Source organism: Pseudomonas sp. D(2018) (assembly GCF_005502555.1).
GTDB lineage: Bacteria > Pseudomonadota > Gammaproteobacteria > Pseudomonadales > Pseudomonadaceae > Metapseudomonas > Metapseudomonas resinovorans.
Genome location: NZ_SCOK01000001.1, coordinates 180703 through 203206, shown reverse-complemented (window position 1 = coordinate 203206; position 22504 = coordinate 180703). Strand labels below are relative to the sequence as shown.

Genomic DNA, 22504 nt, shown 5'->3' with positions numbered 1-22504 from the left:
ACAGGCGCAAACGGGCGAATGAACTCGCCCCTACAACCCGCAATTTTTTCTGGCTAAGCTCGCCTTTCCCGTTCCGCAGCCGAGACATCCCACATGGCGCAGCAATGGCCGGCCGAAGGCATCGCCCGACTGATCCTCGAAGGCTTCGACGATTACCGTGAGCATTTCCGCCAGATCACCGACGGCGCCCGCGCCCGCTTCGAGCTGGCGCAGTGGCAGGCCACTCAGCAGGCGGCAGCCGAGCGGATTGCCTTGTATGAGGTGAAGGTCAGCGAAACCAGCGAGCGACTGCGCGCGGCCTATGCGATGGATGAGTTGCTGGACGTACAGCTCTGGCCTCTGGTGAAGAGCGCCTATATCGGTCTGATCGACGTGCGCCTCGACGATGAACTGTCCGAGACCTGGTACAACTCCGTGTTTTGCAGCCTGTTCAGCCATGACCTGATCAGCGACGGCTGCATGTTCATCCATACCACCCGGCCTTCGCTGCGCGCCCATGAGCGCGCGCCCCAGACTCGCAATTACCGTCCCGAAGGGCGGCTGCACGCGGTGCTCTCGGCGATACTCGACGACTTCCGCTTCGACATGCCCTACGACGACCGCGCCGGTGATCTCGAACGCCTCGAAACCCAACTGCGCGAGCACCTGCCGGACTGGGTGTGCAAGGACCCGGAGTTGCGCATCGAGCTGTTCGCCGCACCCTTGTTCCGCAACAAGGGCGCCTACCTGGTTGGCCGCATCTACACCCGCGACGAACAGTGGCCGCTGGTGATCCCGCTGTTGCACCGCGAGGATCGCGGCATCCAGGCCGACGCCATAATCACCGACGAAGCGGAAGTGTCGATCATCTTCTCCTTCACCCGGTCCTACTTCATGGTGGACGTGGCGGTGCCCGCCGAGTTCGTTGGCTTCCTCAAGCGCATCCTGCCGGGCAAGCACATTGCCGAGCTGTATACCTCCATCGGTTTCTACAAGCACGGCAAGTCGGAGTTCTATCGCGCGCTGATCAACCACCTGGCCAACACCGACGACCGCTTCATCATGGCCCCCGGCGTGCGTGGCATGGTGATGAGCGTGTTCACGCTGCCGGGCTTCAACACCGTGTTCAAGATCATCAAGGACCGCTTTGCCCACGCCAAGACGGTGGACCGCAACACCGTGATCGAGAAGTACCGGCTGGTGAAGACCGTCGACCGGGTAGGGCGCATGGCGGACACCCAGGAGTTCGCCGACTTCCGCTTCCCCAAATCCAAGTTCGAGCCGGAGTGCCTGGCCGAGCTGCTGGAGGTGGCACCGTCCACCGTCGCACTCGAAGGCGACGTGGTGCTGATTCGCCACTGCTGGACCGAGCGTCGCATGACGCCGCTGAACATCTATCTGGAAAGCGCCAGCGAGGCCCAGGTGCATGAGGCGCTCTACGACTACGGCCTGGCGATCAAGCAGCTGGCAGCGGCCAATATCTTCCCCGGCGACATGTTGCTGAAGAACTTCGGTGTTACCCGTCACGGCCGCGTGGTGTTCTACGACTACGACGAGATCTGCTACCTCACCGAGGTGAACTTCCGCGTCATCCCGCCGCCGCGCTACCCGGAAGACGAAATGTCCGCCGAGCCCTGGTACTCGGTGGCGCCCAACGATGTGTTCCCCGAGGAATTCCCGCGCTTCCTCTTCGCTGATATCGGCCAGCGCCGCTTGTTCAACAAGCTGCATGGCGACCTCTACGAAGCCGCGTACTGGAAGTCCCTGCAGGATGCGATCCGCTCCGGCAAGGTCATCGACGTCTTCCCCTATCGGCGACAGGAACGGGAACTCACCGAGGCCATCCAGTAAAGGCCATGGTCGAGCACATCTTCTCCCGTGCCACCTGGCTCAACTCCCTGCACATGTCGGCGCTGACCGTGGCGCTGTTGCAGGAGGAGGGCATCGACGCGTGCGACGTGCTGGCCGGCAGCGGCATCAGCGAGCAGGATCTCGTCGAGCTGCAAAAGCTGGTCAACCCCGAGCAGGAGCAGCAGGTTTACGCCAATGCCGTGCGCCTGGCGCCGCGCGTGGCCCTGGGCCTGACCCTTGGCCTGCGCACGCGTATTTCCGCCTATGGTTTGCTCGGTTACGCGATGCTTTCAGCGCCCACCTTCGGCGAGGCACTGCGCGTGGGCTTGAACTACCCGGTGCTGCTGGGCACCTATTTCCGCCTGGCGCTGGAGCAGGACGGCGATACCGTCTGGCTGACTGCCGCCGGCTATGGCGAAGAGGAGTCGCTGCGGGCCTTCAATACCGAGCTGTGCCTGGGCTCGCTGAAAGTGATCTTTGCAGACCTGCTGGGCCAGCCTCTGCCGCTGCGCTCGGTGCAGCTGGACTACCCGAGCAGCAGCGGCATGGCGCGGCCCTACGCCAAAGGGTTCGGTTGCCCGGTTACCTTTGGCGCGGCCCACAGCGCTATCGGTTTCGATGCTGCCTGGCTGGCCCGGCGCCTGCCCCTGGCGGACCCGGTGACCCACAAGGAAATGCTCGAACAGTGTCGCCGGCAGAACGTCGAATTCGCTGCCCGCCGCGCCTGGCTTGAGCGGGTGCGCGGCCTGCTTGCCGCCCGACTACAGGACCCGCCGGGGCTGGAAGAGCTGGCGCGGCAGATGAACTGCTCGTCGCGCAGCCTGCGCCGCCACCTGGCCCAGCAGCAGACCAGCTACCAGCAGTTGCTCGATGAGCTGCGCTTCACCCGTGCCAAGGAAATGCTCCAGAAAGGCGACATCCCCATCTACCGCATCGCCGAAGAACTCGGCTTCAGCGAAACCGCCAGCCTGCGCCATGCCTTCCAGCGCTGGAGCGGCCAGCCGCCGAGTCATTTCCGGGGTTAATGGCGGCAGGGGAGTCGCTTGTCCATGTGGGGGCGAATTCATTCGCCCCCACAGTACGGCTACGCGGCGCTCAGTGCCGGCACCACTTCCTGCGTCAGCCAGTGGCGCAGGTTGCGGTTTCCGGGTGGTAGAAGCGGCGCAGGAGCGGGTCGTAGCTGCCCGATTCGCTGATCATCCACCCGGATAGGTCCAGAGAAGGGTGGCGGACTGTGCAAGGTTGGAACCACCGGTGTAGCAACCGGCCGGGCGAATGCCCGCCTCGCACAGTCCGCCATGACTGCCAGATGACTGAAGGTGATGCCCAGTCGACCTGCATGGCTTTCTGCGCGCTACATTCCGGGGTTCCAGCCCGGGTCGCGACCAGCGTCGCAACGAGGCCGGATGCTGCCCAAGGGGCTTGTAGGACGGCAATGCGGTTGGAGGATTGGCTCGGAGCGCTGCTTCGGTAGGATGGGTAGAGCGAGCGAAACCCATCAATCCGGCAGCATGGGTTTCGCAGGCTCGCGGAGTGCCGCCCGATCCATCCGATGATGGCTGGATTGTTTTGTGGCCACATATGTTGGCCATTTAGATCCCCTATTGGCCGTCCCTGCCACTGCGCAAACACCCATGGTTCCGCACAGAATCCCCCATCAATAACAAGACCGATGAGGTGCTCCCCATGCTGACCGTCTATAGCGACGATCACCGTCTCCACTTTGGCCAGTCGGAACTGGTCGATGGCAAGCTCCAGCCCTGCTTCGAAATGCCCAGCCGCGCGGACACCGTGCTGGCGCGGGTACGCCAGCAGGCAATCGGTGAAGTGATCGAGCCGAAGGACTTCGGCCTGGAGCCGGTCCTGCGCGTGCATGACGCGGCTTATGTGGAGTTCCTCAAGGGTGCCTGGGACCGCTGGGCCGCCGAAGGCCATAGCTGCGACATGCTCCCCACCACCTTCCCGGCACGCCGCCTGCGCCGCGATGGCCCGATCCCCACCGCGCTGCATGGCCAGCTCGGTCACTACTGCTTCGACACCGAGGCGCCGATCACTGCCGGCACCTGGCAGGCCGTGTACAGCTCCGCCCAGGTGGCGCTGACCGCCCAGGACCACATGCGCCAGGGCGCCAACACCGCCTTCGCCCTTTGCCGTCCGCCGGGCCACCACGCCGGCAGCGACTTCATGGGCGGCTACTGCTTCTTCAACAACGCCGCCATCGTCACCCAGGCCTTCCTCGACCAGGGCGCCAAACGCGTGGCCATCCTCGACGTCGACTATCACCACGGCAACGGCACCCAGGAGCTGTTCTACGATCGCAGCGACGTGCTCTTCGCCTCCATCCACGGCGACCCGCTGGTGGAGTACCCCTACTACCTGGGGCATGCCGATGAGCGCGGCGAAGGCGAAGGTGCCGGCTTCAACCACAACTACCCGCTGCCCCATGGCACCGGCTGGGACGGCTGGTCCGCTGCGCTCGACGACGCCTGCCGGAAGATCGCCGCGTACGCGCCGGATGCGCTGGTGATCTCCCTGGGCGTGGACACCTACAAGGACGACCCCATCTCCAAGTTCAAGCTGGACTCGCCCGACTACATCCGCATGGGCCAGCGCATCGCCGCCCTCGGTCTGCCGACCCTGTTCATCATGGAAGGCGGCTACGCGGTGGAAGCCATCGGCGTGAATGCGGTGAACGTGTTGCAAGGCTATGAAGGAGCTGCGCAATGAAGGCGCGCATCCTGCTGGCGGGGGCCCTGCTGGGCGCTTCGTTGAATGCCGTCGCCGAGCCCCAGGTACGCATCTACAACTGGTTCGATTACATCGGCCCGGACACCCTGAAGAACTTCCAGGCCGACAGCGGCATCAAGCCCCAGTACGACGTTTACGACAGCAACGAAGTGCTGGAGGCCAAGCTGCTTTCCGGCAATTCCGGCTACGACCTGGTGGTGCCCAGTGACAGCTTCCTGCCCAACTACATGAAGGCCGGGGTGTTCCAGCCGCTGGACAAGAGCAAGCTGCCCAACTGGAAGAACCTCAACCCGGCGCTGCTCAAGGTGCTGGCCGCGAAGGACCCGGGCAACCAGTACGTGATGCCCTACATGTGGGGCACCAATGGCATCGCCTACAACGTCGACAAGGTGAAAGCGGTACTGGGGGAGAACGCCCCGGTTGATTCCTGGGAGCTGATCTTCAACCCGGACAACCTGGCCAAGTTGAAGCAGTGCGGCGTTGCCTTCCTCGATTCGCCCACCGAGGTGATCCCGGAAGTGCTGCACTACCTGGGCCTGTCGCCTAACAGCCACAACCCGGACGACTACAAGAAGGCCGAGGAGCTGCTGGCGAAGCTGCGGCCTCACGTCAGCTATTTCAGCTCGTCGAAGTTCGTCACCGATCTGGCCAATGGCGAAGTCTGTGTGGCGCTGGCCTGGTCCGGCGGCGCGATGCAGGCGGCAGCGCGGGCGCGTGAGGCCGGCAACGGGGTGAAGGTGGAATACCGCATTCCCAAGGAAGGCACCGCCGCCTGGTTCGATGTGCTGGCCATTCCGAAGGATGCGCAGAACGTCGAGCAGGCCCACGCCTTCCTCAACTACCTGCTGCGCCCGGAAGTGGTGGCGCCCATCTCCGACCACGTGGCCTACGCCAACCCCAACCAGGCGGCGGATCAGTTGACCTCTGCGGAGCTGCGCGACAACCCCAACGTCTACCCGCCGGCCGAGGTGCAGGCCCGGCTGTTCTCGGTGGAAATGCTGCCGCCGAAGCTGGAGCGCATCCGGACCCGCACCTGGACCAAGGTCAAGACCGGCACCTAGCGCCGGCCCTTTGCAGGATGGTGCGGACGGCGTACCACTAGGGCAGCGATACCCATCAGTGTTGATCGATGGGTATCGCTGCGCTCCACCGCATCCTACGGGCCCGGTTCCCACACTGGAACTTCGTAGGATGGTGCGGGCGGCGTACCGCTAGAGCGAAGCGAAACCCATCAGTGCGAGTCGATGGGTATCGCTGCGCTCCACCGCATCCTACGGGGCGGGGTCCCATTCAGTTTCGGCCTGCTTGGCGAATGAACTCGCCCCTACAGGGTTGGCGCCCGGACGAGCCATCAATCCCCCCGCCAGCACCAATCCCGCCCCCGCTAAATAGAGTGCCGGTTGCAGGCTACCGCCGAGGTGGCTGCTGACCGCTGCCAGCAGCGGGCCGAGCAGTTGCCCAAGGGCGAAGGCGGCGGTCAGCAGCCCGACATTGCGCGAATGGCCGTGCGGGTCCAGTTCCCGTGCGTACTGCATCACCAGTTGCATACCGGCAAGGAAGGGACCGCCGCTGAGGATCACGCCCAGGGTCAGTCCAGCCATGCCCGGCAGGGTGCAGGCGAGGGTGCCGAGCGCCTGCAGCCAGAGCGCTACCACCATCCAGCGCCGTGTACCGCCGGGGCTCCGCCGGCGCAGGCTGACCAGCACTACGCCCAACGCAGCCGCCAGGCCGAAGGCCGGCCAGAACAGGTCTGCCTGCCATTGTCCGTGGAAGCGCGCGGCTGCCATCTGCGAGAGGAAGGTGGCCGGGATGATGTAGCCCAAGCCCACCAGTCCGTATGCAACCAGCAAGGCGTAGAAGGCTTTTGGCCGGGCGCGGGCCGGCGTTTCCATCTGCGGCGCTGCTGTCGGTGCGGAGGGCAGCAGTGGCTGGGTCAGCAGGGTCAATACGAGTGCCAGCGCGCCGAACGCCAGCCAGAGCGCGGCAGAGCCTTGGCCTTGCAGGTTCAGCTGCAGGGCCAGCAGGCCGGTCAGCATCACGCCAAAGGCCGGGCCCGCGAATACCAGGCTGCCCAAGCGAGGCCGATTGGCGTCCGCTGCAATACGCTGGCTGAGGCCGGTGACCACCACCAGCACCCAGGCGCTGGCGACGCCCAGGGCGAAGCGCAGCAGGACGTGGGGCCAGAGACCTTCCGCCGGCACCGAGGCCAGGGTCAGCAGCGCAGTGGCCCAGAGTCCGATCACCAGACGCAGGCGAGCCTGGCCCGGCGACCTGACATTGAAGGCATCCAGTGCGCCGATCAGGTAGCCCAGGTAGTTGGCGGCGGCCACCAGGCCGGCGCCGGTCAGGCTTACCTGGCCTTCGGCGATCAGGTGCGGGAGTTGCGGGGTGAGGGCAAAGCGGCCAACGCCCATGGCGACGAGCAGGGCCAGAAAGCAGGCGAATAGACGGATCAGCGTGGGCATGGGAGTTCTCCGGTGCTGGTCATCGGGATTTCCATGCTAGGGGCTGGATGTATTCATTAAAAACGAATAAAAATGAACGTATATGTTCTCTTTTATTGAATGGTTTGCCATGGAACTCAGCCAGCTCCGCATCTTCCAGGCCGTCGCCGAGGAAGGCTCCATCACCCGCGCTGCCACGCGTATGCATCGGGTCCCGTCCAACCTCTCGACGCGCTTGCGCCAGCTCGAGGATGCCCTGGGTGTCGAGCTGTTCCTGCGCGAACGGCAGCGCCTGACGTTGTCTCCGGCGGGCAAGGTGCTGTTGGGTTACGCCGAGCGCATGTTTGCCCTGCAGGCCGAGGCCGAGGCGGCCTTGCGTGGCGGTGAGCCGGCTGGGGACTTCGTGATTGGGTCCATGTTCAGCACCGCCGCCATCCACCTTCCACCCATGCTGGTGCGCTACCACCGCACTTGGCCCGCGGTGAACCTGCAGGTGCAGACCGCACCCAGTGGCGAGCTGCTGGAAGGCCTGCTCGGTGGCCGGCTGGATGCCGCTCTGGTAGACGGCCCGGTGGAATTCGCCGAGCTCGACGGCCTGCCGATGTTCGAAGAAGAGATGGTGCTGATCACCGAGGCTGCCCATGGGCCGGTGAAGTCGGCTCAGGATGTGGCCGGGCTGGAGGTCTACGCCTTCCGCCAGAGCTGCTCCTATCGCCGCCGCCTGGAAGGCTGGTTCGTTGCCTCGCGGGTGCCCATGGCGCCGCCCATGGAGATCGAGTCCTACCACAGCATGCTGGCCTGCGTGATCGCCGGCGGCGGCATTGCCCTGGTACCGCGTTCGATGCTGGAAAGCCTGCCCGGGCGGGACGAGGTGCGGGTTCACCAACTGGACGCGCCATTCAATCGCACCACCACCTGGCTGATGTGGCGCAAGGGCATGCTCGGCGCCAACCTGCGTGCCTGGATCGACCTGCAGCAGGACGGCCGCCAGGCGCAGTAGGATCACGCGCCACCGATCCATCATCGGTGTCATGCATGGTTGTAGGGCGGCTCCGTAATACCGTTCAGCGGTTTGATTCAGGTCAGTAGGAAATTTCTGGGCGAGCGTATTTTGGATCTTGCCCGGAGCAACTAAGCTCCAGACAAGGGTGGCCGAAGAAGCACGGGCCACCCGACCAATGTCCCAGGAAAGGGGGTCAAGCATGAAGAAACGACTAGAAGCGTGGATGTGGCAACTGGGTGTCGCGCTGGGTCTGATCGAAGCACCGCGCCTGCAACCCATCCCAATCCGTAGCGAAGAGCAGCGCCGTCTCGCCGAGCAGCGCCGCTTGAGGGAGTAACCGGCTTACTCGTGAGCCCTGAGCCAGTTGTCCGCCAACTCGCGCAGGCGCTCACCCGAGAAGCTCGGGAAATGACCACCATGCACGGTGCGCACCGGAAGGTCGCGCAGCCGTGCGAGGCTTTTGGCGTAGTCATCCAGGTTCGAGTGGTAGGCGTTATCGATCAGCGGACCGTCGTAGATGATGTCGCCGCTGAAGAGTGTGCCTGTCTTCGATTCCCACAGGCTGATGCCGCCGGGTGAATGCCCGGGGGTATGCAGCACCTCCAGGACCCGGTCTCCCAGGTCCAGCACATCGCCCTCATCGATCAACCGCGTCGCCGGCGCCGCTTTCACGCGGTATTCGGCGTAGCACAGCGGGCAGTCCGGGTGCGCTTCGAACATCTCATCACCGACGAAATCCGCCGACAGGGTATTGGCCCCGGTGGGCGTGGCCAGTATGTCCGCTTCCGCTGGGTGAACCAGGCGTTCGGGGAATTCGTGGTGGCCGGCGATATGGTCGAAGTGGGTGTGGCTGGCCACGGCCAGCAACGGCCGCTGGGTGAGCCAGGGCAACTGTTCGCGCAGGCTGACCAGGCCCGATCCGGAGTCGATCAGCAGGTCCTTGTCGCGGCCCTGCACGTGCCAGAGGTTGCAGCGGTAGAAGGGGCGCACGAAGGGCTCGCTGATCAGGCTGATGCCGTCGTAGCAGTGCTCGACGTCGAACCATTGGTCACGACTGACGATTTTCATGGGGTGCTCCGTGCCTGGATTGCATGGGCTGAATCTGTAGGGTAGGTCGCCCAGGGGGGGCTATCGAATAAAAAAAGCCCCGGTCGGCAGGGCCGGACCGGGGCGGGAAATGCCGCCTCCGGGGAGAGGCGGCAGTGCATGTCAGGCCAGTTCGCCCGTTGCAGCCGGGCGGCGGGACAGCAGGCTGATGACCACGAAGCTCACCGCGCCTACAGCCAGGCTGTAGTAGATCGGGGTGTTGGCTTCGAGGCCGTCGGTGTACATGAAGACGCAGGCGGTGATGCTGCCCAGGACCATGCTGGCGATGGCACCGGCGGTGCTGGCGCGCTTCCAGTAGATGGCACCCAGCAGCGGAATCAGCATGCCGCCTACCAGCAGGTTGTACGCCAGGGTCAGGGCGCTGATCACGTCGCTGACGACCAGGGCGATACCGAGGACCACCAAGCCGAGCAGCAGGGTGAAGACGCGGTTTTCATGGGCACTGCCTTCCTCGTCCTTGCGGCCGGTGAACAGCGGCCACAGGTCCTGCGCGGCGGTGGTGGAGGCGGCCAGCAGGCCGGCGCTGGCGGTGGACATCAGGGCGGCCAGGGCAGCGGCGATCACCAGGCCACGGATGCCATCCGGCAGGCTCAGTTGAACGATGCTGGCGAAGGCGTTGTTGACGTTGTCCAGGTCGGGCAGCAGCACCTTGGCGGCCATGCCGATCGCTGCGGCGGCCAGACCGTAGAGCACGCAGTAGACGCCAGCGGCAGTGCCGGCGACCTTGGCCACGTTTTCGCTACGGGCCGTGAACACGCGCTGCCAGATGTCCTGGCCGATGAAGATGCCGAAGAAGTAGATCAGGAAGTAGGTGATGATGGTGTCCCAACCGATGGCGGTCATGGAGAAGTAGCTTGCCGGAAGCTTCTCGACCAGAGCGTCCCAGCCACCTGCGTCACTGATGGACATCGGCATCAGGATGAAGACCAGGCCGATGGTCATGATCAGGAACTGCACGATGTCGGTCAGCGTCAGGGACCACATGCCACCGATGGTGGAGTAGGCAACCACGATGCCGCCGCCGATCAGGATGGCGATCCAGAAGGGCATGTCGAACAGCACCTGCATGACGGTGCCGATGGCGATGGTGGAGGTCGCGCCGATCATCAGGGCGTAGACCAGCATGATGGCGGCGCTGGCGTGGCGCGCCGTTGGGTTGTAGCGACGTTCCAGCACCTGGGTGACGGTGTAGATCTTCAGCTTCAGCAGCGGCTTGGCGAGGAACAGGCTGATACCGATGATGCCCAGGCCCAGGGCGGCGCAGAGCCAGAAACCGGAAAGGCCGTGGACGTAGCCCAGGCGAACGGTGCCAATGGTGGAGGCGCCGCCGAGAACCGTGGCGGCCATGGTGCCGAGGTAGAAGCCCGGGCCCAGGTTGCGCCCGGCCACCAGGTAGTCTTCACGGGTCTTGGCGCGGCGCATGCCGTACCAGCCCAGTGCGAGCATGGCAGCTACGTATAGGAGTACTACGAATAAATCCAAAGCCATTTCAGGTCTCTCTTACTATTGTTGTTGTCGCGGTTCGCAAGTCCACGACTGGTGTTGCAAGGCGCGCAACGCTTCACACTGCGCCGTTATCAAGCAATCCCGCTTGTCCTAGTCCTTGTATTCGGGGCACTCCCGCTCGAGCTTTCTCAGCCAGGCTTCCCAGACCAGCTGGCGTTGCCACTCGCTCGCCTGGAACTGCTCGCACGCGTGCACGCTGAGCTCGTTGGGCATCTCACGGATGCCCCGCAGGGTGGAGGCGGCGATCTGTATCTCGCACGCCTTGTTCAGGTAGTACATGACGTAGAAGGCGTCGGCGACGCTGGCGCCCACGCTGAGCAGGCCGTGATGGCGCAGCATCAGGGCGATGTTGTCGCCCAGCGATGCCACCAGCCGCTCGCGCTCACCCAGGTCCAGGGCGATGCCTTCGTAGGTGTGGTAACCCACCCGCTGGTGGAACTCGGCGCTGATCTGGTTGAGCTGGGCCAGGCCGTTGTCCGCCGCGGCCACCGCCATGCCCGCCAGGGTATGGGTGTGGATCACGCAGTGGGCATCGGCGCGGGCCATGTGCACGGCGCTGTGAATGGTGAAGCCCGCGACGTTGTAGTCGGCGTTGCCTTCCAGCACCCGGCCATGCATGTCGACCACGATCAGGTCGCTGGCGCGGATTTCCTCGAACATCAGCCCGAAGGGGTTGATCAGGAACCGCGGCTCGACGCCCGGCAGGCGCACCGAAAAGTGGGTGTAGAGGGTGTCGTCCCAGCCGAAGAGGGCGGCCAGCCGGTAGGCGGCCGCCAGGTCACGGCGCAGGATGGCTTCGTTCTGTGCGTTCATCAGTGACGGATCTGCGAAAGGAATGCGCGGGTACGCGGATGCTGTGGGTTGTCGAAGAACTCGCCGGGCGTGGCGGTTTCCACGATCTGGCCGGCGTCCATGAACACCACGCGGTCGGCCACCTTGCGGGCGAAGCCCATCTCGTGGGTCACGCAGAGCATGGTCATGCCGTCCTGGGCCAGCTCGGTCATCACTTCCAGCACTTCGCCGACCATTTCCGGGTCCAGCGCCGAGGTGGGCTCGTCGAACAGCATCACCTTGGGGTTCATGCACAGGGCGCGGGCGATGGCCACGCGCTGCTGCTGGCCGCCGGAGAGCTGGCCGGGCTTCTTGTGCGCCTGGGAACCGATATGCACGCGGTTGAGGTAGCGCAGGGCCAGCTCCTCGGCTTCCTTGCGCGGCATGCCACGGACCTTCATCGGCGCCAGGGTGCAGTTCTCGAGCACCGTCATGTGGGGGAACAGGTTGAAGTTCTGGAACACCATGCCCACTTCGCGACGCACGTGGTCGCTACCGGCCTTGGTGGAGATGTCCTGGTTCTCGACAATGATGGTGCCGCTGTCATGGGGATTGAGGCGGTTGATGCAGCGGATCAGGGTCGATTTGCCGGAGCCTGACGGGCCGCAGATGACGATTTTCTCGCCCTGGCGCACCGACAGGTCGATGCCCTGCAGCACCTGGAAATCCTCATAGCGCTTGCCGACGTTCTGCAGACGAATGATTTCGTTCATGGCGGGGTCCTCAGATACGACGCATGCGAGCCAGGGTGCGTTGCACCAGGCCGACGGATTTGCTGCTGGCGCTGCCCTGGGCATCCCAGGAGAGGCGTCGTTCGAGTCCGCTTTGCATCCAGGTCAGGGTGTAGACCATGGCGAGGTAGTAAACGAGCGCGACGGCGTAGTACTCGGAGAACTGGAAGGTGGTGGAGACCGTCTGCGAGGTCACCGCCATCAGTTCCTGCAGCGAGATGACCGACGCCAGCGAGGTGATCTTCAGCAGGGTGATGAATTCGTTGGCGGTCGGCGGTACGGCGATGCGCGCGGCCTGCGGCATGATGACGTAACGGAAGGTGTGCCAGCGCGACAGGCCCAGGGCGTGGCCGGCGGCGTACTGGCCCTTGTCCACGGATTTCAGCGCGGCGCGGTTGATCTCCACCTGGTAGGCGGCTTCGTTGAGCGACAGCGCGATCCAGGCAGCGATGAAGGGGGTGAACCATTCTTCACGGAACACCGGGAAGAACTGCGGCAGGGCGTTCCACACGAACAACAGTTGCAGCAGCGTCGGGGCGCCGCGGAATACGCTGAGTACGCCGCGCAGCGTGCTGCGCCACACGCTCGCCGGACCGTCCAGGGCCAGGGCGCAGGGAATGGAAATCAGGATGCCCACCGAGTGGGACACCAGGGCCAGCACCAGGGTGATGCAAGCGCCCTGGAAGAAGTGCCAGGACGTCAGGGCGTCCCAGAAGACAGTCACATCGAAGTTCATGTACGTGTCCTGCGTGAATGGAAGCGTGCCGTTGCACCCTCCCCCGCGAGCGGGAGAGGGGCGGGCCGTTGGCCTTGCTTACTGCGCGGCGGTTTCCAGGTTGGCTGGATCGAGCTTCCATTTCTCGGCGATGGACTTGAGGGTGCCGTCGGCTTTCAGGGCCGACACCGCGTCCTCGACGGCTTTCTTGTCTTCCGGGCTCGGACGCATGTAGGCGCCGAAGATGTCCTTTTCGGGGAACGCGTAGAGGGTCTTGAACTGGCCAGGGGTCTGCAGTTCGCGGTAGGCCAGCTCGGTGTCCTGGGACAGGCCGGCGGCGGCGCGGCCAACCAGTACCTGCTGGGCCACGTCACTGCCTTTCGGATAGGTCTGCAGGGTGGCCGGGGCCTTGCCAGCGGCCTTCAGGTCAGCATTGAGCTTTTCCATGATGGTCACGTAGCGGGTGCCGGACTGCACCGCCACTACCTTGCCGGAGAGGTCGTCCAGGCTGTTCAGTGTGAGGTCGCTCTTGCCGCTGCCAAAGACGATGGTGGCGCTGGAGAGGTAGGCCACGGCGTTCAGCTTCTGGGTGCGCTCGGGTGTGATCAGCGTGCCGCTGATGACCGCGTCGCAACGCTTGGCATCCAGGCCCGGGAGCAGGCCGGTGAACTCGGTGACGATGAAGCGAGGTTTTACGCCCCAGTGCTTGGCCAGGGCGCGAATCAGGTCCGCGTCGAAGCCGCTGGGTTCGCGGTCACCGGTTTTCTCGAAGAACTCCAGCGGCGGGAACGTCGGGTCGGAACAGACCTGGAAGCTTCCCGAACTCACGAACGAGGGCTTGGCATCGGCGGCCATGGCGCCACCGCTGAGGGTGGCGGCGAACAGACCGGCGAGGGCAAACAGTTTCAGCGGACGATTGCTCATCGTTAACTCCTTCAAGGCGTATTGCAGTGGTTGTTGTTGTAGGCAGTCGCAATAAAGTGGAGCTGTTTCGTTCTTATGCAGCGTCAGGAGAAACCTGAGCGGTCGTTTCGGATGTCTTGCCCGCCGGGAGCCAGCGCGGGCCCTTGGGGCCGTTGTTAAGGGCCGGTTCCTGAACAGTTGTCAGCAGTGCCAGTGGGCAGCGGCTCGTTGCTGCCCGGTCATGGCTGCGTTCAACGACGCACAACGCCCGGCAGGACGCAGAGCATTTCGTAGAGCAGGTTGGCGCCCAGCAGCGAGGTGTTGCCGGTGGTGTCGTAGGGCGGGGAGACTTCGACCAGGTCGCCGCCGATGACGTCCAGGCCCTGGCAGCCACGGATGATTTCCATCGCCTGGATGGTGGTCAGGCCGCCGATTTCCGGGGTGCCGGTACCGGGCGCCCAGGCCGGGTCGATGCCGTCGATGTCGAAGGAGAGGTAAACCGGGCCGCCGCCGACTTTCTCGCGGACTTCGGCCATCAGCGGTGCCAGCGACTTGTGCCAGCACTCTTCGGCCTGGACCACGCGGAAGCCCTGCTTGCGGCTCCAGTTGAAGTCTTCGGCGGTGTAGCCCTGGGCGCGCAGGCCGATCTGCACCACGCGGTCGCAATCCAGCAGGCCTTCTTCCACGGCGCGGCGGAAGGTGGTGCCGTGGGCGATCTTCTCGCCGAACATGTGGTCGTTGACGTCGGCGTGGGCGTCGATGTGCACCAGGCCCACCTTGCCGTGCACCTTGTTGATAGCACGCAGGATCGGCAGGGTGATGGTGTGGTCGCCGCCCAGGGTCAGCGGAACGATGCCGTGGCCGAGGATGCGGTCGTATTCCTGCTCGATGATGCGCACGGCTTCCAGCAGGTTGAAGGTGTTGATGGCCACGTCGCCGATGTCGGCCACGTTCAGCGAATCGAAGGGCGCTGCGCCGGTCGCCATGTTGTACGGACGGATCATCACCGATTCGGCGCGGATTTCGCGGGGGCCGAAGCGGGTGCCGGAGCGCAGGGAGGTGCCGATGTCCAGCGGAACGCCGACGAAGGCGGCATCCAGGGCGTCGAGTTCGGCGGGAGTTTGAATGTGGGGCAGGCGCATCATGGTGGCGATGCCGCCGAAACGGGGCATTTCATTGCCGCCCAGGGGCTGATGGAGTTTCTTGTCCACGGGGTGGCCTCACGGTTGTTGTGGTTGTAGGTAGTGGGGGGATTCTGGTGACAGTGCCATCACGGACAAATCGCTGGCGGCAAATAATTACTTCAAGGATTTCTAAACTATCGGGAGCGGGTAAGATGCCGTCCTACCGGCAGGGGCTCTGCTTCCTGTAGGGCCGAATGAATTCGCCCCTACATCGTTCAACCGCACCCGGAACCGTGAGTACTTCCATGTCCACCGCCATGCCTGATCTGAAACTCCTGCGCATCTTCGCCAGCGTGGTCCGCAACCAGGGCTTCGCCGCCGCGCAGCAGGAGCTGAACCTCTCCACCTCGGCCATCAGCACCTATATGAGCCAGCTGGAAGGGCAGGTCGGCCTGACGCTCTGTCACCGTGGGCGCGGCGGGTTCAGCCTGACCAGCAAAGGCGAACTGTACTACCAGGAAACCCTGCGTCTGTTGGGTGAACTGGAAAGCTTCGAGCGCTACTCCGCCTCCCTCAAGGGCGAGCTGCGCGGCACGCTGAACCTCGGCGTGCTCGACTCCACGGTGAGCGATCCCGCTTTGCCGCTGGCTGAAGTGATCGGCGCCTACAGCCAGGAACACGCAGCGGTGCACCTGCACCTCTCGGTGATGAGCCCTTACGACCTGCAGCTCGGCGTGCTCGACAACCGCCTGGACCTGGCCATCGGCGCGTTCTCCACGCGGATGAACGGCCTGGTCTACCAGCCGCTCTACCGCGAACAGCACTGGCTCTACTGCAGTGAACGCCACCCGCTGTACAACGAGCGGCGCATTCCCGGCGAGCTCATCACCCAGCAGCGCATGGTGGGGCGTGGCTACTGGAGCCAGGCAGAACTGGCGCGCCACGGCTTCAAGCACAGTGCGGCGACCGTGGAATCCATGGAAGCGCAACTGATCCTGGTGCTGTCTGGCGCCTACATCGGCTACCTGCCCGAGCACTATGCCCAGCCCTGGGTCGAGCAGCAGCGTCTGCGGGTTCTGCTGCCGGCCACCTTCGGCTACCAGGCACCGTTTTCCATGATCCTGCGCCGGGGGCGGGCGAAGGAACCGTTGATCCTCACCTTCCGTGACCTGCTGCGGGCCCAACTGAACCTGCGCTGACGCACGCGGAATCATTGTGATGTGCTTTGCGTTTGGCGACCTCACCCGCGAGTTCCTTGCAGGGGCGAATTCATTGGCCAAGGGTGGCGTAGCCGCCCGGACACCCTGTGGCAGAATGCGCCTCTCAGGAGACCCTTCATGCCTCGCCCTCAATGCCCGCGTTGCCAGCGCCCCGAAACCCATTGCCTGTGCCCGCTGATTCCGTATCTGGCCAGCCGCACCCGCGTGCTGCTGTTGCAGCATCCGAGCGAGGTGAACCATGCCCTGAACACCGCGCGCCTGGCTGCCCTGGGACTGGCGAATGCGGAGTTGCGCGTGGGCGAGCGCTTCACCGATCTGGCCGAGACCCTCGCCGATTCCCGGTTCCGCGCCTGCCTGTTGTTCCCCGGCGAGACGGCCCGGCCGGTGGGTGAAATGGGGGCCGCCGATCCGCGCCCGCTGCTGCTGGTGGTGCCCGACGGCACCTGGCGCAAGGCGCGCAAGTTGCTCTACCTCAACCCCGAACTCGAAGCGCTGCCACGAGTGACCCTGCCCGAGGGGCTGACCTCCCGCTACCGCCTGCGCAAGGCACCCATGGCGGGTGCCCTGTCCACCCTCGAAGCCATCGTTGCAGCCCTCGACATCCTCGAAGCGCCGAATCGTTTCGATGAACTGCTGCGGCCGTTCGAGGCGTTGATCCAGGGACAGATCGAGGCGATGGGGGAGGAGACCTTCAGGAAGAATCACGGCGATGGTGAGTAAATCCCGAAGGGATGCACAAGCCAGCTCCCTCTCCCTTTGGGAGAGGGTTGGGGGTGAGGGTCGGTGGGAAATGCAGGGACTCGAAGGGGCAGGACTTCGTCCTGCTTGGCGATTGAAATGGCTCTGTCTGCATTACATGTTGCAAGTAGCTGCATTGCCCGTAGGAGCTGGCTTGCCAGCGAATGGCCGCGTTTCGCTGGCAAGCCAGCTCCTACAAGGCTCTTGGCCCGATGGTAAGTCTCTCGCAACCGCTAACGCAGACCTAGCGATTGAAATCGCCCCCACAGTGCCCAGGGGACTGAATCGCCTTACCGCTCGCGCATGGCTTCCTGCCGGGCTTTCAGCACCGGCTTGAGCAGGTAGTCGAGCACGCTCTTCTGGCCGGTGATGATGTCCACCGTGGCGACCATGCCGGGGATGATCAGCAGTGGGTGGTCGTCCTGTCCCAGGTGATTCTTATCGGTACGCACCTGGATCAGGTAGAAGCTCTTGCCTTCCTCGTCCTGGATGGTGTCGGCGCTGATCAGCTCCAGGCCGGCCTTGAGGCCGCCGTAGATGGTGTAGTCATAGGCCGTGAACTTGACCATGGCTTTCTGGCCGGGGTGCAGGAAGGCCACGTCCTGCGGGCGGATGCGCGCTTCGATCAGCAGGCTGTCTTCCAGCGGCACCACTTCCACCAGATCGCTGCCGGGCTGCACCACGCCGCCGATGGTGTTCACCTTGAGCTGCTTGATCACCCCGCGTACCGGAGACACCACGGTGGTGCGGCTTACGCGGTCATCGATGGCCTTGCCGGTGGAGGTTATCTTCGACAGCTCGGTGCGCACCTCGTTGAGTTCCTTGAAGGCGTCGGAGCGGAAGGCAAGCTGGCTTTCCTCCATCTTCCGCTCGATCTCGGACATGGCCGATTCGGCGCGAGGGATGGCCAGGTTGGTCGCCTCCAGTTCGCCACGGGTTTCCACGGCGCTGCGCTGCAGGCGGAGGATCTCCACCTGGGAGATGGCGCCGGCCTTCACCAGGGGCTGGGACATGTTCAGCTCCTGCTGGATCAGCCCCAGGCTGGAGCGGTACTGCCCGCTCTTGGAACGGAACTCGGCCAGTTCTTGCTTCTTCTGCCGCAGCTGTTCGCTGAGAATGCGCTGCTCGCTTTCGAGGCGCTGGGCGCGTGCCCGGTACAGCGATGTTTCGTCCTCGGCCAGTTGCGGCGCCTCGCGGATGATCTCTTCGGGCAGGGCCAGTTCGCGGCCCTCGGCTTCGGCTGAAAGGCGTTCGACGCGGGCCGTCAGGGCCAGCCTGTCAGCCTCGCTCTCGCCCTTGTTGGAGAGGAAGCGGGTGTCGTCCAGGCGCAGCAGCACGGCGCCCTTGTCCACCACCTGGCCCTCGCGCACGAGGATTTCCGAGACGATGCCGCCTTCCAGGTTCTGGATCACCTGCACCTTGCTGGAGGGGATCGCCTTGCCTTCACCGGTGGTCACTTCTTCCAGCACCGCGAAGTGCGCCCAGATCAGCGCCACCAGCAGCAGGGTACACGCCACCCAGACCGTGATGCGGGTGGCCCGTGGCGAGTCTTCCAGCATGGCGCCGGCCACTTCCGGCATGAACGCGGTATCGGCGCCGTTGCGGCGACCGAAGTAGGGGGTGGACTTTTCTGCGCTGGCCATGGCGTGTCTCCTCAGGCATTGCCCTGGCCGATGCGGCCTTTGCGCAGGGCGTCGATGACGGTGTCCTTGGGCCCGTCAGCGACCACCTGGCCGTTGTCCAGTACCACCAGGCGATCGACAAGCGCCAGCATCGAGCTGCGATGGGTGATGAGGATCAGTGTCTTGCCCGCCGACCAGGTCGCCAGGCGCTGCCGCAGTTGCTCTTCGCTGCTGTTGTCCATGGCGCTGGTGGGTTCGTCGAGCACCAGCAGTGGCGGGTCGAGCAGCAGTGCGCGGGCCAGCAGCACGGCCTGGCGCTGGCCGCTGGAGAGCAGTTGGCCACGTTCGCCCACCGGTCGGTCGTAACCTTGCGGGTGCTGGCGGGCGAGCTCGCCGACGCCGGTCATTTCCGCGACTTCGAGCATGCGCTCGTCGCTGACGTAGCGTGCGCCCAGGGTCAGGTTGTCGCGCAGGCTGCCGGCCAGCAACGGCAGGTCGTGACTGACGTAGCCGATCTGCTGGCGCAGGTCGCCGATGTCGGTCTGCCGGAGGTCGATGCCATCCAGCAGCAGTTGGCCTTCGTCTGGCGCGTAGAAACCGAGAATCAGGCGTGCCAGGGTGCTCTTGCCCGAGCCGCTGCGGCCTATGATGCCGACGCGTTCTCCGGCGGCCAGGCGCAGGCTGACTTTGTTGAGCGCCGGGGTGGTTTGCCCTGGGTAGCGGAACTCCACCTGACAAACGTCCAGGTTGCCCTTGAACACCTGGTGTTCCAGCGGCTGCTGGATGGCCTCGCGCTCCTGGGGCAGGGTCATCAGGGCGTCGGTGGATTTCATGGTCAGACGCGCCTGCTGGTAGCGGGTTATCAGCCCGGCGATCTGCCCGAGTGGCGAGAGCACGCGGCTGTTGAGCATGTAGCAGGCCACCAGTGCACCGACGCTGAGGTTGCCGGCGATGATGCTGTAGACCCCGGCGACGATCACTGCCAGGCCGGCGAACTGCTGCATGAACAGGGTGCCGTTGGTGGCCAGGGCAGAGAGGAAGCGGGCATGGCTGTCGAGCCGGGTGAGGGCGCCGTGGGTGTGTTCCCAACGATGCTGGCGCTCGCTTTCGGCGCCGCAGGCCTTGAGGGTTTCCAGGCCCGAGAGGGTTTCGATCAGCAGCGCCTGGCGTTCGGCGCCCAGGGTCAGGCTGCGCTGCACCGTGTCACGCAGGCGCGTCTGGATGATCCAGGCGAAGAGCGCGGTGAGCGGGAAGGCGAGGAGCGGGATCACTACCAGGGGCCCGCCGAGCAGGCCGATCACCAGCAGCATCAGCACCGAGAAGGGCAGGTCGATCAGGCTGGTGAGGGTCACCGCGGTGAGGAATTCCCGCAGGCCCTGAAAGTCGTGGATGCTCTGGGCAAAGCCCCCGATGGTGGCCGGCCGCGCCTTGATCGACATGCCGATGATGCGCTCGAACAGCGTCGCCGAAAGCACCACGTCGGTCTTCTTGCCGGCGTTATCCAGCAGGTTGGCGCGCAGCACCCGCAGCAGCAGGTCGAAGCCAGTGCCAATGAGCAGGCCGATGGTCAGTACCCAGAGCGTCGAGGTGGCCTGGTTGGGCACTACGCGGTCGTAGGTCTGCATCACGAACAGCGGCACCAGCATGCCCAGCAGGTTGATCAGCAGGCTTGCCAGCATGGCATCGGCATAGAGCCAGCGGGATAGCCGCAAGGTGTCGCGGAACCAGGAGGTTACCCGTGGCACGAGCGGCGCGTGGGCATCTTCCAGTTCATGGCGCGGGCGAGCGAACAGGGCCTGGCCGCTGTACTCCAGGGCCAGTATGTCGCGGGGCACCCATTGCTCGCCGCCGTCGGCTTCGCAGGGCAGGATCAGCGCGCGGCCCTTGTCGTCGAACCGGGTCAGTACCGCGCTGCGGCCGCCCTTGAGCAGCAGCAGCAGCGGCAGGTTGAGTGGCGAGATGGCGTCCAGTTCGCGGCGCAGCAGACGACCCTGCAAACCGGCGCGCGCCGCCGCGCGAGGCAGCAGTTCCGCTGACAGGCGCTGGCCCGGCAACGGCAGGCCGCTGCTCAGGCTGGCGCGGCTGGCGGCACGACCATGCAGCCGGCACAGGATCAGCAGGCCGTCGAGCAGCGGGTCGTCATGGCCCTGGCGCGGATCTCTGGGACTGTCAGTCCGTTCCATGGTGGTCATGGTCCTGGACTCCCATGCGGGTTCACTTCATATCCGGCAACTGGGCTTCGCTCCTCACCTCGGTGAGGGCGACGGCTTCGGCCGGGACCACGACTTTCTGGCGGCGCAGCAGGTCGCCCATGGCCGAAATCACCCGGTACATGGAGAACTCTTCGGTGTAGCGCACCTCGACATAGCGGCGGTTGGCGGTGAAGAGCTCGTTCTCGCTGTCCAGCAGGTCCAGCAGGGTGCGCTGGCCGAGGCCGAACTGCTGCTGGTAAGCCTCGCGGACGCGGGCCGTGTAGTCGGCGTAGGCGCGTGCCTCGGGGGTCTGCTTGCGGGCGTTTTCCATGGCGTTCCAGGCCAGGGCAAGGTTTTCGTTCAGCACCCGCAGTGCGTTGTTGCGGATGTCCATCGACTGGTTGATCTGGTGGGCGGCGGCTTGCAGCCGGGCTTTGTCGCGCATGCCGTTGAACAGGTTGTAGTTCATCACCACACCGGCCCGCCAGGTGTTGTAGTGACCCTCGTCGCCCTGCACGTTGTCGTCAGCGGTGGTGGCCAGCTCGGCGTCCACGCGCGGGTAGAAGGGTGCCTTGGCGGATTCGTACTGGCTCTCGGCGGCCTGCACATCGGACTGGGCCGATTTCAGCAGGGGGTTGGTTTCCATCACGCCCTGGCGCGCGGCCACGAGGTCGGCGGGCATCTCACCCTTGATGGTGGCCGGTGTCACCAGTTCGTCGGCCGGCACGCCTACGGCGCTATAGAAATTGGCTTCGGCGTCGGCCAGGTTCACTTCCTCGGTGTAGAGGTTGTTCTTGGCCAGGGCCAGGCGCGCTTCGGCCTGGTCGAGGTCGGCGGTGCTGCCCACACCGCGCTCGCTGCGCAGGCCGATCTGGTCGTGGATACGCTCGTGGGCCATCAGGTTGTTCTTGGCCAGTGCCACCATCTCACGACGCTTGAGCACGTCCAGGTACACCTCCACGGTGCGCAGTGCCAGGCTCTCGGCGGTACCCAGGGTGAAGTAGGCGCGTGAATTGACCACGGCCTTGGTGCGATCCACCTCGTTGGGCGTGTTGAAACCATCGAACAGCATTTGCCGCAGACGCAGTTCGGCATCACGGAAATTCAGGGTTTCCTTATTGTGATCGCCGAGCGCTCGTGTGGACGGGCTGTCGCTCTGCTCCCGACCTACACCGGTTATCAGGTCGACGGTCGGCAGGTACCCACCTTTGGCGACTTTCGCTTCTTCGTCGGCGACCAGTCGATTCTGGGCGCTGGCGAGGAGTTCGGGGTGTTTGTCCAAGGTGCTCTGGATCGCGTCCGTGAGCGTCATGGCCTGGATTTGCGTGGCAGCCATGGCAAGCAGAATGCTGGACCACAGGGGAGTGAAAGTGCGCATTTTTTGTCGTTCTCCATGTCGGATTCTTGCTTCCTGGCGCCGAAAAATTGGCGAAAATCCATGGCAAACCGTTTCAGGCTTGTAACATCAGAGCTAAGAACAACTTTAGAAGGGGCTAAGAAGAATTTTTCACATGGATTATCAGGAAAAATTCTTATGCACTCGTCGGAAATTCAAGACATCTTTTTGCCAGCAGATCGCATGTTTTGGGGCTTCCAGGCCCCACTTGTGGGTGCCAAATGTGGTCAAGCACATATCAAGGAACTCAGGGCGGGGTAAATCCGACGGAGAAGGGCGACGTCGGACTGCGTGACGTTTTATTGACATTGCGTGGTTTTGTGCGGGTGTGAGCCTCTTCTCTCTGACGCTTCTTCATCGGACCGATGTCCGGTTTGACGTGCTGTGACTCTCA

19 protein-coding genes are annotated in these 22504 nt (G+C 64.4%); 8 read left to right on the top strand and 11 right to left on the bottom strand.

The genetic code is table 11. From position 1 onward, the window contains the following. Positions 1 to 93 precede the first annotated feature (93 nt). From aceK to FFS60_RS00775, 4 genes are all read left to right on the top strand, one after another. On the top strand, positions 94 to 1830 hold the full coding sequence (gene aceK, locus FFS60_RS00790; protein ID WP_137820818.1) for a bifunctional isocitrate dehydrogenase kinase/phosphatase: 1737 nt from the start codon (positions 94 to 96) through the stop codon (positions 1828 to 1830). 5 nt (positions 1831 to 1835) lie between these two features. Next, positions 1836 to 2855 carry an AraC family transcriptional regulator gene (locus FFS60_RS00785; protein WP_028630400.1) on the top strand — a complete coding sequence of 340 codons (1020 nt, stop codon included), beginning with the start codon at positions 1836 to 1838 and terminating at the stop codon, positions 2853 to 2855. 661 nt (positions 2856 to 3516) lie between these two features. Then, entirely contained in the window at positions 3517 to 4557 is a 1041-nt protein-coding gene (locus FFS60_RS00780; protein WP_137820817.1) for a histone deacetylase family protein, read from the top strand. After that, on the top strand, positions 4554 to 5639 hold the full coding sequence (locus tag FFS60_RS00775) for an extracellular solute-binding protein (protein WP_028630402.1): 1086 nt from the start codon (positions 4554 to 4556) through the stop codon (positions 5637 to 5639). Before FFS60_RS00780 ends, FFS60_RS00775 begins: the two co-directional genes overlap by 4 nt. Before the next feature lie 210 nt (positions 5640 to 5849). On the opposite strand, the gene FFS60_RS00770 is transcribed toward FFS60_RS00775, so the two are convergent. After that, positions 5850 to 7043, bottom strand: a complete 1194-nt coding sequence (locus FFS60_RS00770; RefSeq protein ID WP_137820816.1) for a YbfB/YjiJ family MFS transporter — start codon at positions 7041 to 7043, stop codon at positions 5850 to 5852. Between the two features lie 109 nt (positions 7044 to 7152). Between FFS60_RS00770 and FFS60_RS00765 the strand changes: the two genes are divergently transcribed. Both FFS60_RS00765 and FFS60_RS28585 read left to right on the top strand, forming a co-directional pair. Then, positions 7153 to 8022, top strand: coding sequence for a LysR family transcriptional regulator (locus FFS60_RS00765; RefSeq protein WP_028630404.1), 870 nt, complete (start codon positions 7153 to 7155; stop codon positions 8020 to 8022). Positions 8023 to 8224: 202 nt separating this feature from the next. After that, positions 8225 to 8362 (top strand): PA1414 family protein, encoded by a 138-nt coding sequence (locus FFS60_RS28585; RefSeq protein WP_169338778.1) that lies wholly within the window; start codon positions 8225 to 8227, stop codon positions 8360 to 8362. 5 nt (positions 8363 to 8367) lie between these two features. Here FFS60_RS28585 and FFS60_RS00760 read toward each other — a convergent pair whose 3' ends face one another. The 7 genes from FFS60_RS00760 to speB form a co-directional block, all read right to left on the bottom strand. After that, positions 8368 to 9093 carry an MBL fold metallo-hydrolase gene (locus FFS60_RS00760; protein WP_028630405.1) on the bottom strand — a complete coding sequence of 242 codons (726 nt, stop codon included), beginning with the start codon at positions 9091 to 9093 and terminating at the stop codon, positions 8368 to 8370. Positions 9094 to 9234: 141 nt separating this feature from the next. Beyond that, complete coding sequence (locus FFS60_RS00755) at positions 9235 to 10620, bottom strand: sodium:solute symporter (protein WP_028630406.1); 1386 nt, start codon at positions 10618 to 10620, stop codon at positions 9235 to 9237. 108 nt (positions 10621 to 10728) lie between these two features. After that, positions 10729 to 11451, bottom strand: a complete 723-nt coding sequence (locus FFS60_RS00750) for a class II aldolase/adducin family protein (RefSeq protein WP_137820815.1) — start codon at positions 11449 to 11451, stop codon at positions 10729 to 10731. Continuing rightward, positions 11451 to 12182, bottom strand: a complete 732-nt coding sequence (locus tag FFS60_RS00745; RefSeq protein ID WP_137820814.1) for an amino acid ABC transporter ATP-binding protein — start codon at positions 12180 to 12182, stop codon at positions 11451 to 11453. The genes FFS60_RS00750 and FFS60_RS00745 overlap by 1 nt, the downstream gene beginning before the upstream one ends. Positions 12183 to 12192: 10 nt before the next feature. Beyond that, positions 12193 to 12936, bottom strand: a complete 744-nt coding sequence (locus tag FFS60_RS00740) for an amino acid ABC transporter permease (RefSeq protein ID WP_028630409.1) — start codon at positions 12934 to 12936, stop codon at positions 12193 to 12195. Between the two features lie 78 nt (positions 12937 to 13014). Beyond that, entirely contained in the window at positions 13015 to 13839 is an 825-nt protein-coding gene (locus tag FFS60_RS00735) for an ABC transporter substrate-binding protein (RefSeq protein ID WP_028630410.1), read from the bottom strand. A gap of 230 nt (positions 13840 to 14069) precedes the next feature. After that, complete coding sequence (gene speB, locus FFS60_RS00730) at positions 14070 to 15029, bottom strand: agmatinase (RefSeq protein WP_137820813.1); 960 nt, start codon at positions 15027 to 15029, stop codon at positions 14070 to 14072. A 218-nt stretch (positions 15030 to 15247) separates the two neighbouring features. Between speB and FFS60_RS00725 the strand changes: the two genes are divergently transcribed. Both FFS60_RS00725 and FFS60_RS00720 read left to right on the top strand, forming a co-directional pair. After that, a complete protein-coding gene (locus FFS60_RS00725; protein ID WP_028629714.1) occupies positions 15248 to 16141 on the top strand; it encodes a LysR family transcriptional regulator in 894 nt (297 codons plus the stop codon). Between the two features lie 138 nt (positions 16142 to 16279). After that, entirely contained in the window at positions 16280 to 16882 is a 603-nt protein-coding gene (locus tag FFS60_RS00720; RefSeq protein ID WP_028629715.1) for a tRNA-uridine aminocarboxypropyltransferase, read from the top strand. 308 nt (positions 16883 to 17190) lie between these two features. On the opposite strand, the gene FFS60_RS00715 is transcribed toward FFS60_RS00720, so the two are convergent. The 3 genes from FFS60_RS00715 to FFS60_RS00705 are packed head-to-tail and all read right to left on the bottom strand — an operon-like array spanning position 17191 to position 22092. Continuing rightward, positions 17191 to 18543, bottom strand: coding sequence for an HlyD family type I secretion periplasmic adaptor subunit (locus FFS60_RS00715; RefSeq protein WP_137820812.1), 1353 nt, complete (start codon positions 18541 to 18543; stop codon positions 17191 to 17193). 11 nt (positions 18544 to 18554) lie between these two features. Further along, positions 18555 to 20714 carry a type I secretion system permease/ATPase gene (locus FFS60_RS00710; RefSeq protein ID WP_028629717.1) on the bottom strand — a complete coding sequence of 720 codons (2160 nt, stop codon included), beginning with the start codon at positions 20712 to 20714 and terminating at the stop codon, positions 18555 to 18557. A gap of 22 nt (positions 20715 to 20736) precedes the next feature. Then, positions 20737 to 22092 (bottom strand): TolC family outer membrane protein, encoded by a 1356-nt coding sequence (locus FFS60_RS00705; protein WP_137820811.1) that lies wholly within the window; start codon positions 22090 to 22092, stop codon positions 20737 to 20739. Positions 22093 to 22504: the final 412 nt, after the last annotated feature.

Bases quoted from the DNA above. Each gene is read 5' to 3' on its own strand.
- aceK (WP_137820818.1), top strand. From the start codon at position 94: ATGGCGCAGCAATGGCCGGCCGAAGGCATCGCCCGACTGATCCTCGAA.
- FFS60_RS00785 (WP_028630400.1), top strand. From the start codon at position 1,836: ATGGTCGAGCACATCTTCTCCCGTGCCACCTGGCTCAACTCCCTGCAC.
- FFS60_RS00780 (WP_137820817.1), top strand. From the start codon at position 3,517: ATGCTGACCGTCTATAGCGACGATCACCGTCTCCACTTTGGCCAGTCG.
- FFS60_RS00775 (WP_028630402.1), top strand. From the start codon at position 4,554: ATGAAGGCGCGCATCCTGCTGGCGGGGGCCCTGCTGGGCGCTTCGTTG.
- FFS60_RS00770 (WP_137820816.1), bottom strand. From the start codon at position 7,043: ATGCCCACGCTGATCCGTCTATTCGCCTGCTTTCTGGCCCTGCTCGTC.
- FFS60_RS00765 (WP_028630404.1), top strand. From the start codon at position 7,153: ATGGAACTCAGCCAGCTCCGCATCTTCCAGGCCGTCGCCGAGGAAGGC.
- FFS60_RS28585 (WP_169338778.1), top strand. From the start codon at position 8,225: ATGAAGAAACGACTAGAAGCGTGGATGTGGCAACTGGGTGTCGCGCTG.
- FFS60_RS00760 (WP_028630405.1), bottom strand. From the start codon at position 9,093: ATGAAAATCGTCAGTCGTGACCAATGGTTCGACGTCGAGCACTGCTAC.
- FFS60_RS00755 (WP_028630406.1), bottom strand. From the start codon at position 10,620: ATGGCTTTGGATTTATTCGTAGTACTCCTATACGTAGCTGCCATGCTC.
- FFS60_RS00750 (WP_137820815.1), bottom strand. From the start codon at position 11,451: ATGAACGCACAGAACGAAGCCATCCTGCGCCGTGACCTGGCGGCCGCC.
- FFS60_RS00745 (WP_137820814.1), bottom strand. From the start codon at position 12,182: ATGAACGAAATCATTCGTCTGCAGAACGTCGGCAAGCGCTATGAGGAT.
- FFS60_RS00740 (WP_028630409.1), bottom strand. From the start codon at position 12,936: ATGAACTTCGATGTGACTGTCTTCTGGGACGCCCTGACGTCCTGGCAC.
- FFS60_RS00735 (WP_028630410.1), bottom strand. From the start codon at position 13,839: ATGAGCAATCGTCCGCTGAAACTGTTTGCCCTCGCCGGTCTGTTCGCC.
- FFS60_RS00725 (WP_028629714.1), top strand. From the start codon at position 15,248: ATGTCCACCGCCATGCCTGATCTGAAACTCCTGCGCATCTTCGCCAGC.
- FFS60_RS00720 (WP_028629715.1), top strand. From the start codon at position 16,280: ATGCCTCGCCCTCAATGCCCGCGTTGCCAGCGCCCCGAAACCCATTGC.
- FFS60_RS00715 (WP_137820812.1), bottom strand. From the start codon at position 18,543: ATGGCCAGCGCAGAAAAGTCCACCCCCTACTTCGGTCGCCGCAACGGC.
- FFS60_RS00710 (WP_028629717.1), bottom strand. From the start codon at position 20,714: ATGACCACCATGGAACGGACTGACAGTCCCAGAGATCCGCGCCAGGGC.
- FFS60_RS00705 (WP_137820811.1), bottom strand. From the start codon at position 22,092: ATGCGCACTTTCACTCCCCTGTGGTCCAGCATTCTGCTTGCCATGGCT.